Source organism: Sphingomonas paludis, from assembly GCF_053502515.1.
In genome coordinates this window covers 429,622-441,782 of the sequence record NZ_CP187558.1, presented here as the reverse complement: position 1 = coordinate 441,782, position 12,161 = coordinate 429,622, and the positions used below count along the sequence as shown (strand labels likewise).

Genomic DNA, 12,161 nt, shown 5'->3' with positions numbered 1-12,161 from the left:
CCGGTCGACCTCCCCGAAAAGGGAAGGGGGCGGCCGACCGGTCGACCTCTATTCGCCGCGGCGTCGGCCTAGCCACCTGGCCAACCACGGAAAGCGGCTTGCCGGTGCAGCATCCAGGGTCGGTGCCCGGTGCGCCCGCAACATGAAGTGAAAGACGGACTGGATGAACGTGCCGCCGCGCTCGGTCAGTTCGACCCGGTGCGCACCCGACGGACTGTCGACCAGCACGATCATGCCATCGGCCACCATCCGTTCCAGCACCAGGGCAAACGCACCCTCCGGCACCGCGATTTCCAGCCGCAGATCCTCCGCAGTGATCGACGTGAACTGTTCGCGCGCGATCCAGGCGCGCAACAGGATGTCCCAGCCCGGTTCGCCGAAATAGCTGCCGGGCGCATGGGCATCGCGCCACCGCCGGAATTGATAGACTTCGGCCGGGGTCGAAATGGGTTGGCCCACCTCGCCCGCGCCCAGCGCTTGCATCAGTTTCATTTGCCTCGTCCTGCGTTGCGGGCGGCGGCGAACCGCGGCACCTCGCCGCGCGAACATCGGCGGCTATTCCCCTCGGAACCGGTGACCCTTTACATGCTGCAGCGCAGCAAGTCATGTCACGCACTTGCGGGACAGGGTTAATGCGTGGTGGGCGTTAGCGCTATCATCCCGCAATGTCCGTTGCTCTTGGCGCGCGTCGCCGCTAACCCCCCGGCAACTTTCGACGGTAGAGCGTGCAAAGGGGGATGGGATGGCCGAGCGGCAGCCAGTGGTCGGCATCATCATGGGCAGCACATCCGACTGGGAAACCATGCGCCACGCCGCCGATGCCCTGGCCGCGCTCGACGTGCCGCATGAAATCAAGGTCGTATCCGCGCACCGCACTCCGCAGCGGCTGGTCGATTATGCCACCGGTGCGGCGGATCGCGGCTTGCGGGTCATCGTCGCCGGGGCCGGCGGCGCGGCGCACCTGCCCGGGATGGCGGCTGCGATGACCCACCTGCCGGTGCTTGGCGTACCGGTGGAATCAAAGGCGCTGTCGGGCATGGACAGCCTGTTGTCGATCGTCCAGATGCCCGGCGGCATCCCGGTCGGCACGCTGGCGATCGGCAAGGCGGGGGCGACGAATGCCGGCCTGCTGGCGGCGGCGATCCTGGCCACGTCGGATCCGGCGCTGTCCGAACGGCTGCGCGCCTGGCGCGCGGCGCAGACCGACAGCGTGGCGGATGCGCCGCAATGACCATGGCCCTGCCCCCCGGTTCGACCATCGGCATCATCGGTTCGGGACAACTGGGCCGGATGCTGGGCGTGGCTGCGGCGCAACTGGGGTACCGGGTGCATGTGCTGGCGCCTGCCAGCGGCCCGGCGAACGATATCTGCAACGCCTTTACCTGCGCCGCCTATGACGATGCCGGGGCATTGGCGTCCTTTGCCGATGCGGTTGACGTCGTCACCTATGAATTCGAGAATATCGAGGCGGCACCGATCGACGTGCTGGCCGGACGCGTGCCGGTGCGGCCGGGCGTGGCCGCGCTGCGCACGGCGCAGGACCGGGTGCTGGAAAAACGCTTCGTCGAACAGCTCGGCGGGCGGGCCGCGCCTTGGGCGGTGGTCGAAACCCGCGCCGATCTGGACGATGCGCTGGCCCGGATCGGTGCCCCCGCGATCCTCAAGACCAGCCGCTTCGGCTATGACGGCAAGGGGCAGGCGCGGCTCGCCACGGCGGCGGATGCCGATGCGGCCTGGGCGGCGATCGGCGGCAATGCCGCCATCCTTGAAGGCTTCGTCCGGTTCGATCACGAATTCTCCGTCATCCTGGCGCGCGGTGCCGATGGCTCGATCCAGGGCTATCCGCCGCCCCTGAACACGCATGTCGACGGCATCCTCGCCACGTCGCAGGTGCCCGCACCGGCGGCGGTCGCGGCGCAGTGGACGGAAGCGGCGGCGCTGGCGGGGCGGGTGGCCGACCGGCTCGGCTATGTCGGCGTCCTGACGCTCGAGTTTTTCTGCGGGGCGGACGGGCCGGTGTTCAACGAAATGGCCCCGCGTGTGCACAATAGCGGCCATTGGACGATCGAAGGGGCCGAAACCTCGCAATTCGAAAACCATATCCGGGCGATCTGCGGCCTGCCGCTCGGCCCGACGGGGCTGACCGGCCGATCGGTCGAAATGGAAAACCTGATCGGCGATGCCGCGCGCCGCTGGCCCGACCTGCTGGCAGAGGCGGGCGCGCATCTGCATCTGTATGGCAAGGCGGAGATTCGCCCAGGCCGCAAGATGGGGCACGTCACCCGCGTCACCCGCGCCCCGCTTTAACCGGCTATCGCCCCAGCGCCGCCACGGCCTGGGGTCGCAACCGGGCGATGGCGGCATCGTGGATGCCCGGCGCTGCGGCCACCACGCCGAACGCCTGACCGCGCGGCGTGTTGAACCGCAGCTTGCGGCCCAGCGCGTCGGTGGTGGTTGCCCCCGCTTCGCGCGCGATCAGCACGGCGGCGGCGATGTCCCATTCATGGCCCCAGCGCAGCGTCGCCAGCAGATCCGCCTCGCCCGCCGCCACCATGGCGATGCGCAGCGCGATGCTGTTGGGCTTGGCCACCGCCACCAGGTCGCGGTCGGTGCGGGGCAGGGCGTCTGCCGGCACGCGCGCGCCGATGATGTCGGTGCGGGGCGATGCGGCGATCGGCGCACCGTTCATCGTCACGCCCGCCCCCGCCTGCGCGACCCACAGCCGGTCGGTCGCCGGGGCATGCAGCACGGCGATCAGCGGCTGATCCCCGTCCACCAGCGCCACCGATACCGCCCAGCCGGGGCGGCGGCGGATGAAATCGCGGGTGCCGTCGATCGGGTCGACCACCCATACCCGTCGCCGCTGCAACCGGTCGGACCGGTCGATCGTCTCCTCCGACAGCCATCCCGCCGCCGGATCGATCCGGCCCAGCGCCTGTTTCAGATGCTCGTCGACCTCCAGATCGACGTCGCATACCGGCTGACCGGGGGATTTCTCCCACGCATCGAACGCACCCTGCCAGCGCGCATGGGCCAGATCGCCTGCGTTTCGCACCGCATCGGCAATGGCCGGGGCCAGGGCGTCGATGCCGGGTTCAGCCACTCGCCACCGTCATCCCGTCGATGCGCAGGGTCGGGACGTTGATGCCGTATCGCAGTTCCAAGTCGTTGGCCGGGGTCAATTCCCGGAACATCCGGGTCAGATTGCCGGCAATGGTGATTTCCTGCACCGCCCGGGTCAGTTCGCCGTCCTCGATCAGGAACCCCGCCGCCCCCCGGCTGTAATCGCCGGTGATGCCGTTGACCCCCTGGCCGATCAGCTCGGTGACGTACAGGCCCCGGCGGATGTCGCCGATCATGGTATCGGGCGGGATGGTGCCGGGTTCCATGTGGACGTTGCTGGCCGACACGCCCGGCGGCCCGGAAAGCCCCCGTGCGGCGTGCCCCGTCGGGGCCAGCCCAAGCTGGCGGGCCGATGCCGAATCCATCAACCAGGATTGCAGGACGCCGTCGGCGACGATGGCCATGGGCGATACCGGCAGTCCCTCTCCATCGAACGGGCGCGACCGCAGGCCGTGGGGCCGATGCGGATCGTCGATGATCGTAATGCCGGCGGGAAAGATCCGGGTGCCCATGGCCTCCAACAGGAAACTGGTCCGGCGCGCGATGGCCGGCCCGGCGATCGCGCCCAGCAAATGGCCGATCAGGCTGCTGCCCACCCGGGGGTCAAGGACGATGGGCATCGGCCCGCTGTCGATCCGCGCTGGGTTCAGCCGAGCAACCGCCCGCTCGCCCGCCCGCGCGCCCACCAGCGCCGCCGGTTCCAGCATCGACTGATGCCGCGCGCTGTGATGGGCATAATCGCGCTGCATCGCGCCACCCTCGCCCGCCAGGACGCTGGCGGACACGCCATAGCTGGTGGCGGCATATCCGGCCGCGAACCCGCTGCTCGTCGCCAGGGCGGTGATGCCGCGATGCGCGCTCGCGCTGCCGCCTTGGCTGTTGGCGACGCCGGGGACGGCCCGTGCGGCATCCTCTGCCGCCAGCGCGCGTTCCTTCAGCACGGCGGGATCGGCATCGCCGCCATCGTCCAGGTGCAGGCTGGGCGCGGCACCGTGCATCAGCCGTTCGGCGGGGGCGAGCCCCGCCCAGTCGTCCTCCGGTGCCAGCCGTGCCATGGCGACGGCGCGCTCGGCCATCGCCGCCAGCGCGCCTTCGGACAGGTCGCTGGTCGATACGCTTGCCGATCGCTTGCCGACAAAGACGCGCAGCCCAAGCTCGGTCCCCTCAGACCGGTCGACATCCTCCAGCACGCCCAGCCGGACCGATGCGCCGATGGCGCGGTCTGCGGCGATCAGGGAATCGGCGGCATCCGCCCCGGCACGGGCAGCGGCCTCGACGGCGGCGGCGGCGTGGGCAACGGCTTGGTCAACGGTCAGCATGACACGGGACATAGGATGTCGGTCGGGGCGCGCAAAGCGCTTTGGGGCCGATGCCTGCGCTTTCGCCCCTGAAATCCGCGCCGGATACGCCCGGTCAGCCGCGCTTGCGTGCCTGGCGATAACTGCCCAGCAACCGGACCGATTTGCAGTGAAAGCGCAGCTCGTCCAGTGCGCGGTCCACCGCCGGATCGCCCGGTGCGCCTTCGATGTCGCAGTAAAACTGGGTCGCGGCGAAACTGGCCCCGGACTGATAGCTTTCCAGCTTGGTCATGTTGACGCCGTTGGTCGCAAATCCGCCCATCGCCTTGTACAATGCGGCGGGCACGTTCTTCACCTCGAACACCAATGTCGTCATTTGCTGGCCGTGGGCGGGCAGTGCCGGTGCCTGGCGCGCCAGGACGACGAACCGCGTGGTGTTGTGATCGGCATCGGCGATGTCGCTCGCCAGCACGGTCAGGCCGTACAGCGCCGCCGCGCCCGGTGGGGCAAGCGCCGCCACCTCGGGGTCGCGGGTTTCCGCGACCAGCGCCGCCGCCCCGGCGGTATCGGCGTAGACCTGCGGCTCAATGCCGTGCGCCCGCAACCAGTGGCGGCACTGGCCCAGCGCCTGTTCGTGGCTGATCGCCCGGCGGACCGCCTCGATCGGCCCCAGCCCCAGCAGCGCGTGCCGAATCGGCAAAAAATGCTCGCCGGTGATCACCAGCCCGGATTCGGGCAGCAGGAAATGGATGTCCGCCACCCGGCCGTGCAGCGAGTTTTCGATGGGGATGATCGCGCAATCGGCCCGGCCGTCGCGCACCGAATCGATCGCTTCCAGGAAACTGAAACAAGGTAGCGGCGCGCACTGCGGAAACGCTTCCAGCGCCGCCACATGGCTGTTCGCCCCCGGCGCGCCCTGAAAAGCGACCGCGCGCGCCGGCTCGGCCAGGGCCGTGGCGGTCATGCGCTCGACAAGCGCGCGGGCGGGGGCGGCGAATTGCTGCATGGCGGGGGCGCTTAGCCGCCCCCCGGCGCGGGTGCAAGAATGGGCCGTTGATCGGCAATCGCACGGGTTGCGGTGCTGCATCTGCGTAGTTAAAGGACCCCCGACGACCTATCATCAGGCGGGATTGCGCGCAGAACATGGAAAATCGGACGAACACGATCGCAGGCTGGGTACTGGCGGGTTGCGCAGCGGCGCTGGGCCTGTCGATTGCGAGCGGGATGGTTTATCATGGCGAGGGCTCTGAAAAGCAGGGCTATCCGGTCGCTGAGGCCGAACCGGCCGGCGGTTCGGGCGGCGGCGCGGCTGCCGAACCCCCGATCGCGGCCCTGATGCAGACCGCCGATGTCGCGGCCGGTGCCGAAGTGTTCAAGAAGTGCGCCAGCTGCCATTCGATCAACCAGGGCGGGGCCAATGGCATCGGCCCGAACCTGTGGGCGGTGATGGGCAAGCCCCATGCCGCGGTTGCCGGCTTCGCCTATTCCGACGCACTGAAGTCGGTGGGCGGCAACTGGGACTTCGAAGCGATGAACCAGTGGCTGAAAAGCCCGCGCAAATATGCAGAGGGCACCAAGATGACCTTTGCCGGACTGGCCAAGCCCGAGGACCGCGCCAATGTCATCGCCTATCTGAACGCTCAGGGGTCGAACCTGCCGTTGCCCGCCGCCCCGGCGACAGAGGAAGCCGCTCCGGCGGCCGAGGGGGATGCGGCGGCGGCCGCCGCCGATGCGCCTGCCGATGCGATGGGCAACGTCGCCCCCTGATCGCGGCCCCGGTCGGGCGGTCCTTCATCCGCTCGCCCGTTTCCGAACCGGTTCGCCCGTCCCCGCCAGTCGGGGGCGGGCTTTTTGCTGTTGCCGGAATAAATCGGATTTAATGGGGGTTGATTGTTCGCCTCCCCCTTTGCCATAACGGCCCCGACAGCGGTGTCAGGATCGCTGCATCGCATTTTGCGAACAACCCGATTGATCCATCAAACCAAGATGATCATACCGTCGGGAAACAAATCGCGGCGCGATGACAGCGCCAGACATAGGAGTGGGCATGGTTGATCGGCGCATGGTCATCGGGGGTCTGGTTTCGGCGATGGGGGCGTCCCTGTTCGCGCCGCTTGCCCGGGCAGAGGCGGCGGGGGCCATCGTCCCGCACCAGTCGCCCGCCCAGCCGCTGTTCACCCCGGCGCAGCGCGCGCTGCTGACCGAACTCAGCGAACGCATCGTCCCGGCCACCGATACGCCGGGGGCAAAGGCGGCGGAGGTGCCCGCCTATATCGAACAATTGCTCAGCGAATGGGCGCTTCCCGCCGACGCCGTGCTGGTCACCGGCGGCCTGGACGCGGTCGAGGCGCGGGCCGTTGCCGATCATGGCAAGCCGGGCGCGTCGCTTACCGGTGAACAGCTCGATGCGCTGCTGACCGAATCGATGAACGGCAAGCTGGGCGATCCGGCCTTCTTTCCGGCGCTCAAGCAGATGGTGCTGTTCGGCTATTACACCTCGGAAATCGGCATCACCCAGGAACGGGTCTATCTGCCGGTCCCCGGCCGCTACGACGGTGCCTATCCCTATGCGGAGGTGGGCCGCATCATGACCGGCTGATCGCCGCCGGCGCGCGCCCCGGCCCGCGCCGATGGACAGGAACCACAGGTATTTCTCTGATGAAACGGGTTGAGTGGCGATGACGGATCGGTTTGACGCGATCGTAGTGGGATCGGGCATCAGCGGTGGCTGGGCCGCCAAGGAACTGACGGAAAAGGGGCTGAAGGTCCTGGTCCTCGACCGGGGGGTGATGGTCGAACACGGCAATTACGATTACGAGGGCAAGGCCCCGTTCGAAATCCCGGCGCGCGACCAGATGCCGGTGCGCGAACGCGACAGCGATTATTTCATCGCCCGCTACGGCTATGTCTCGCCCAGCGCGAAGAAGCATTACAACAACGACCGGCTGAATCCCTATGCCTATGAGGACGGGGACAAGTTCTACTGGATCCGCCCCGGTGCCGTCGGCGGCAAGTCGCTGATCTGGGGCCGCTGGTCGTTCCGCTGGGCGCCGATGGATTTCGAGGCGAACAAGCGCGACGGCCACGGCATCGACTGGCCGATCCGCTATGACGATCTGGCCCCCTGGTACAGCTATGTCGAACAATATGCCGGCATCTCCGGCAGCCGCGAAAATCTGGATTATCTGCCCGACAGCGATTTCCAGCCGCCGATGCCGATGAACGTCGCTGAAAAATGGGTGAAGGAACGGCTGGAAACGGCACTTCCTGGGCGCAAGCTGATCAATGCCCGCCTGTCCAACATGACCGAGGACAAGCCGGAACAGGGCCGCACCAAATGCCAGTTCCGTAACCAGTGCGGACGGGGCTGTTCGTTCGGTGCCTATTTCTCCAGCCAGGCGGTGACGCTGCCCGCGGCAGAGGCGACCGGCAACATGACGCTGCGGTCCGATGCGCTGGTCACCAATCTGATCTACGATCCCCGGACCAAGCGGGCGACCGGGGTGCGGGTGGTAGATACCAAGACCGGCCAGGCGGAAATCATCAACGCCCGGCTGATCATGCTGGGTGCCTCGACCGCGGCGACCGTCCAGATCCTGCTGAACAGCCGGATGGACGGCCGCGAGACCAGCGCGTTCGATTCCAGCGGGACGCTGGGCCGCTATGTCATGGATCACATCTTCCGCACTTATGCCTCGGGCGATGTGCCGGGCAACATGGACGTGATCGAATATGGCCGCCGGCCCGGCGGCGTCTATCTCCCCCGCTTCCGCAACCTGGCGGGGGACGAGGGGCTGGGGTTCACCCGCGGCTATGGCTATCAGGGTTCGGCCTCGCGCGGGCCAGTGATGGCGCCCGGATTCGGTGCCGAAATGAAGCACGCGATGCGCGCCTATGGCCCGTGGCGGTTCAGCATGGGCGCGTTCGGCGAATGCCTGCCCTATGAAGACAATCGCATGACGCTGCACCCGACCAAGAAGGACCGGTTCGGGATGCCGCAGGCGCAGTTCAACGTCCGCTTCCGCGATGCCGAGATGAAGCTGATCGAGGATGCGCGGGTGCAGGGAGAGGCGATGCTGAAGGCCGCCGGGCTGCTCAACGTCACCTCGGGCCGGGGCGAAAACGTGCCCGGCGACGGCATCCACGAAATGGGCGGCGCGCGCATGGGCGCCGATCCGCGCCAGTCCGTGGTCGATCGGCACAGCCGCCTGCACGATGCCGCCAATGTCTATGTGGTGGACGGGGCACAGATGTCCTCCATCTCCTGCGTCAATCCGTCGCTGACCTTCATGGCCCTGTCCGCCCGGGCGGCCGACCATGCCGTCAAGGCGATCAAGGCGGGCGAAATCTGAACGGCCGGTCCGGCTCGACCATGATCAGGGAATGACAGTCGCATGAAGCATGACGAAATGGGTGGCGCATGAAGGGTCCGGCGATTTTCCTGGCGCAGTTCATGTCGGACGACGCGCCGTTCAACACGCTGGCCTCGGCCGCGAAATGGATGGCCGATGCCGGCTATGTCGGGGTGCAGATCCCGACCTGGGATGCGCGCTGCATCGATCTGGCCAAGGCGGCGGACAGCCAGGATTATTGCGACGAAATCGCCGGCATCTGCCGCGAGGCGGGCGTCGAGATCACTGAACTGTCCACGCATCTGCAGGGCCAGCTGGTCGCGGTCCACCCCGCCTATGACACGGCGTTCGACGGGTTCGCGCCAGAGGCGCTGCGCGGCAACCCGTCGGCACGCCAGCAATGGGCGGTCGAGCAGCTTCACCTGGCGGCAAGGGCCAGCCGCCGCCTTGGCCTGAACGCCCATGCGACCTTTTCCGGCGCGCTTGCCTGGCCCTATCTCTATCCGTGGCCGCAACGCCCGGCGGGACTGGTCGAGGAAGCGTTCGGCGAGCTGGCCAAACGGTGGCGGCCGATCCTGGATGCCTTCGAAGAACAGGGCGTCGACGTCGCCTATGAAATCCATCCGGGCGAGGATCTGCACGACGGCGTGACCTATGAACGGTTCCTGGTGCTGGTCGACAATCACCCGCGCGCCAACATCCTGTTCGACCCCAGCCATTATGTGCTGCAGGCGCTGGATTACCTCCAGTTCATCGACATTTATCACGACCGTATCCGGATGTTCCACGTCAAGGATGCGGAACTCAATCCCACTGGCCGGTCGGGCGTCTATGGCGGGTTCCAGGACTGGGTGGATCGGCCGGGCCGCTTCCGCTCGCTGGGTGACGGGCAGGTCGATTTCGGGGGCATCTTCTCGAAACTCACCCAATATGGCTATGCCGGCTGGGCGGTGCTGGAATGGGAATGCTGCCTGAAGCATCCCGAGGACGGCGCGCGCGAGGGTGCGCCCTTCATCGCTGCGCACATGATCCGCCGGCCGGAACGCGCATTCGACGATTTCGCGGCGGGCAGCGATCCCGCCGTCAACCGCAGGCTGCTCGGCCTGGACGGCTGAACCCGCATCGCGGCCAATGATGATAAAGGGACAAGGGGATGAGGCAGTGATCGAGGGCGCGTTTGACCGGACCCGGCTGTTCTGGCTGAGCGTCATGGCATTGTTCACCGCCGCCGCGGGGCTTGCGTTTCGCGGTGCGATCGCCGGCGGGCTCAAGGCGGAATGGATCGATCCCGTCGCGCCGCTTCAGGCGGGCGAGCTGATCGCGGGCGCACTCGGCGCTGCATTTCTCGGCTTTGCCATCACCCTGTTCGTCACCAGCGCGCTGCTCGACCAGATCGGGATGAAACGGATGCTGCTGGGCAGCGGCCTGTGCTTCATCGTCGGCACGCTCGCCATCGTGCTGGCGGGCAAGCTGGCCAGCGGCATGGGCATCTATTCCATTGTCTGGTTCGGCATGTTGCTCAGCGGGATCGGCTGGGGCCTGTGCGAAGCGGCGATCAACCCGCTGACCGCGCAAATCTATCCCGAAGAGGCAACGCACCGGCTGAACGTGCTGCACGCCTGGTTCCCCGGCGGCATCATCATCGGCGGCCTGCTCGGCTTTTTCCTGGGCGATGTGCTGCCGTGGCAGGCGATCATCGGCCTGACGATCATTCCCGCCGTCATCACCGTCGCCGTGGCGGCAACCACCCGTTTCCCGCCGCCGCTGCGCGCGCAGAGCGGCGTGTCGTTCGGCGAGATGATGGGCGAGGTGTTCCGCCGCCCCAGCTTCTTCATCTGGTTCGGCGCGATGTTCCTGACCGCCGCGTCCGAACTGGCCCCGGGTCAGTGGATCGACGTGGCGCTGACCAACCGGGTCGGGATGCGCGGCATCCTGCTGCTCGTCTATGTCAACGCGCTCATGTTCATCTTCCGCCACTTTGCGGGCCGTCTGGCGAACAAGATATCGAACCCCGGCCTGTTGTGGCTGTCCAGCCTGCTCGCCATGATCGGCCTCTACATGCTGTCGCTGGCCCAGTCGCCGGTCGCTGCCATCGCGGCATCGACGGTCTGGGGTCTGGGCGTCTGCGTGATGTGGCCGACCATGCTGGCATCGGTCGCCGAACGCTATCCGCGCGGCGGGGCATGGGCGATGGGCCTGGTCGGGTCGGCGGGCGCGCTGGCCAGCTATGTCGTGCTGCCGCGCCTGGGCGCGATGTATGACGAGGCAAAGATCAGCTTTGCCGGCGGGGCCGACGCCTATGCCGCGCTGGTGGGCGAGGCGAAACTGGCCGTCGAGGACGCGGCGGCGTCTCTGTCCTTTGCCCGGCTGGCCATCCTGCCGATGATCCTGCTGGTCGTGTTCGGCATCGTCATCCTGCGCGAACGGGGCAAGTCCCGCGCGCAGCTGGCGGGTGAGGCGGCGTGAGCGCCAGCCGCCGCACCGTCCTGGTCGGCGGGGCCGGGCTGGCCGGTGCCGCGATGGCGGGCGGCCTCGCCGCCGGGCCGGCGCAGGGCAGTGCGCCTTTTGCGCTGAACTTCGCCCCGCATGAGGGCAGCTTCGCCAGCCGGGGCAACCGGCTTGACCAGATCGCCTATGCCGCCGATCTCGGCTTTCGCGCATGGGAGGATAACGAAGCCGCCGGGCGTCCGGTGGCGGAACAGGAGGCGATGGCCCGTGCGCTGGCGCAGCGCGGCATGACGATGGGTGTCTTCGTCGCCTCCATGCCGCGCTGGGGCGACTATCGCCCGGTGCTGGGCGGCAATGACGATGGCGACCGTCAGGCGTTCCTGGCGGACATCCGCAATGCCGTCACCGTCGCCAAACGGCTGAATGCCCGCTGGACCACCGTCGTTCCGGGCTTTCTCGACCCGCGCGTGCCCATGGACATCCAGTCGGCGCGCGTCATCGACGTCATGCGCCGCGCCGCCGACATCATGGCCCCGCACGGTATCGTCATGGTGATGGAACCGCTCAACACCCGCACCGATCATCCGCGCGTGTTCCTGCAGTCGATCGCCCAGGGCTATCTGGTCGCGCGGGCGGTGAACAGTCCGTCGGTCAAGATCCTGGCCGACCTCTATCACGAACAGATCCAGTCGGGTCAGCTGATCCCCACGCTCGATACCTGCTGGGACGAAATCGCCTATCTGCAGTTCGGCGACAATCCGGGCCGCAAGGAACCGGGCACGGGCGAAATCAACTATGCCAATATCTGCGCCTGGCTGAAACGGCGCGGCTATGCCGGGGTGATCGGCATGGAACATGGCAACACCGTTGCCGGACGCCCGGGCGAGCAACGGCTGGCCGCCGCCTATCGCGCCATCAACCCGGCCTGATCGAAGGAGCA

Annotated in this window: 12 protein-coding genes; 8 read left to right on the top strand and 4 right to left on the bottom strand. The window is 67.7% G+C overall.

The features are described from left to right. Positions 1-48: 48 nt before the first annotated feature. The gene (locus tag ACPVPU_RS02055; RefSeq protein WP_448659265.1) at positions 49-492 is read right to left on the bottom strand and encodes a hypothetical protein; all 444 of its coding nucleotides are present in this window, start codon (positions 490-492) and stop codon (positions 49-51) included. Positions 493-742: 250 nt separating this feature from the next. Here ACPVPU_RS02055 and purE point away from each other — a divergent pair, with 250 nt between their 5' ends. Together purE and ACPVPU_RS02045 are read left to right on the top strand one after the other, a co-directional pair. Beyond that, complete coding sequence (gene purE, locus ACPVPU_RS02050) at positions 743-1,231, top strand: 5-(carboxyamino)imidazole ribonucleotide mutase (protein WP_448659264.1); 489 nt, start codon at positions 743-745, stop codon at positions 1,229-1,231. Beyond that, a complete protein-coding gene (locus ACPVPU_RS02045; protein WP_448659263.1) occupies positions 1,228-2,307 on the top strand; it encodes a 5-(carboxyamino)imidazole ribonucleotide synthase in 1,080 nt (359 codons plus the stop codon). Before purE ends, ACPVPU_RS02045 begins: the two co-directional genes overlap by 4 nt. A 4-nt stretch (positions 2,308-2,311) precedes the next feature. Here ACPVPU_RS02045 and ACPVPU_RS02040 read toward each other — a convergent pair whose 3' ends face one another. The 3 genes from ACPVPU_RS02040 to ACPVPU_RS02030 all read right to left on the bottom strand — a co-directional run bounded on the left by ACPVPU_RS02040 (position 2,312) and on the right by ACPVPU_RS02030 (position 5,427). Further along, complete coding sequence (locus ACPVPU_RS02040) at positions 2,312-3,103, bottom strand: 3'(2'),5'-bisphosphate nucleotidase CysQ (RefSeq protein WP_448659262.1); 792 nt, start codon at positions 3,101-3,103, stop codon at positions 2,312-2,314. Then, positions 3,096-4,442 (bottom strand): TldD/PmbA family protein, encoded by a 1,347-nt coding sequence (locus ACPVPU_RS02035; protein WP_448659261.1) that lies wholly within the window; start codon positions 4,440-4,442, stop codon positions 3,096-3,098. Before ACPVPU_RS02035 ends, ACPVPU_RS02040 begins: the two co-directional genes overlap by 8 nt. A gap of 94 nt (positions 4,443-4,536) precedes the next feature. Further along, on the bottom strand, positions 4,537-5,427 hold the full coding sequence (locus ACPVPU_RS02030) for a prephenate dehydratase (RefSeq protein ID WP_448659260.1): 891 nt from the start codon (positions 5,425-5,427) through the stop codon (positions 4,537-4,539). Positions 5,428-5,564: 137 nt separating this feature from the next. Here ACPVPU_RS02030 and ACPVPU_RS02025 point away from each other — a divergent pair, with 137 nt between their 5' ends. The 6 genes from ACPVPU_RS02025 (at position 5,565) to ACPVPU_RS02000 (ending at position 12,150) form a co-directional block, all read left to right on the top strand. Next, entirely contained in the window at positions 5,565-6,188 is a 624-nt protein-coding gene (locus ACPVPU_RS02025) for a c-type cytochrome (protein WP_448659259.1), read from the top strand. A gap of 280 nt (positions 6,189-6,468) precedes the next feature. Next, positions 6,469-7,020 carry a gluconate 2-dehydrogenase subunit 3 family protein gene (locus ACPVPU_RS02020; RefSeq protein ID WP_448659258.1) on the top strand — a complete coding sequence of 184 codons (552 nt, stop codon included), beginning with the start codon at positions 6,469-6,471 and terminating at the stop codon, positions 7,018-7,020. A gap of 73 nt (positions 7,021-7,093) precedes the next feature. Further along, the gene (locus tag ACPVPU_RS02015; RefSeq protein ID WP_448659257.1) at positions 7,094-8,773 is read left to right on the top strand and encodes a GMC oxidoreductase; all 1,680 of its coding nucleotides are present in this window, start codon (positions 7,094-7,096) and stop codon (positions 8,771-8,773) included. Between the two features lie 68 nt (positions 8,774-8,841). Next, complete coding sequence (locus ACPVPU_RS02010) at positions 8,842-9,888, top strand: sugar phosphate isomerase/epimerase family protein (protein WP_448659256.1); 1,047 nt, start codon at positions 8,842-8,844, stop codon at positions 9,886-9,888. Positions 9,889-9,934: 46 nt separating this feature from the next. Then, positions 9,935-11,239, top strand: coding sequence for an MFS transporter (locus ACPVPU_RS02005; protein ID WP_448659255.1), 1,305 nt, complete (start codon positions 9,935-9,937; stop codon positions 11,237-11,239). Next, a complete protein-coding gene (locus tag ACPVPU_RS02000) occupies positions 11,236-12,150 on the top strand; it encodes a hydroxypyruvate isomerase family protein (RefSeq protein WP_448659254.1) in 915 nt (304 codons plus the stop codon). The genes ACPVPU_RS02005 and ACPVPU_RS02000 overlap by 4 nt, the downstream gene beginning before the upstream one ends. Positions 12,151-12,161 lie beyond the last annotated feature (11 nt).

Bases quoted from the DNA above. Each gene is read 5' to 3' on its own strand.
- ACPVPU_RS02055 (WP_448659265.1), bottom strand. From the start codon at position 492: ATGAAACTGATGCAAGCGCTGGGCGCGGGCGAGGTGGGCCAACCCATT.
- purE (WP_448659264.1), top strand. From the start codon at position 743: ATGGCCGAGCGGCAGCCAGTGGTCGGCATCATCATGGGCAGCACATCC.
- ACPVPU_RS02045 (WP_448659263.1), top strand. From the start codon at position 1,228: ATGACCATGGCCCTGCCCCCCGGTTCGACCATCGGCATCATCGGTTCG.
- ACPVPU_RS02035 (WP_448659261.1), bottom strand. From the start codon at position 4,442: ATGCTGACCGTTGACCAAGCCGTTGCCCACGCCGCCGCCGCCGTCGAG.
- ACPVPU_RS02030 (WP_448659260.1), bottom strand. From the start codon at position 5,427: ATGCAGCAATTCGCCGCCCCCGCCCGCGCGCTTGTCGAGCGCATGACC.
- ACPVPU_RS02025 (WP_448659259.1), top strand. From the start codon at position 5,565: ATGGAAAATCGGACGAACACGATCGCAGGCTGGGTACTGGCGGGTTGC.
- ACPVPU_RS02020 (WP_448659258.1), top strand. From the start codon at position 6,469: ATGGTTGATCGGCGCATGGTCATCGGGGGTCTGGTTTCGGCGATGGGG.
- ACPVPU_RS02010 (WP_448659256.1), top strand. From the start codon at position 8,842: ATGAAGGGTCCGGCGATTTTCCTGGCGCAGTTCATGTCGGACGACGCG.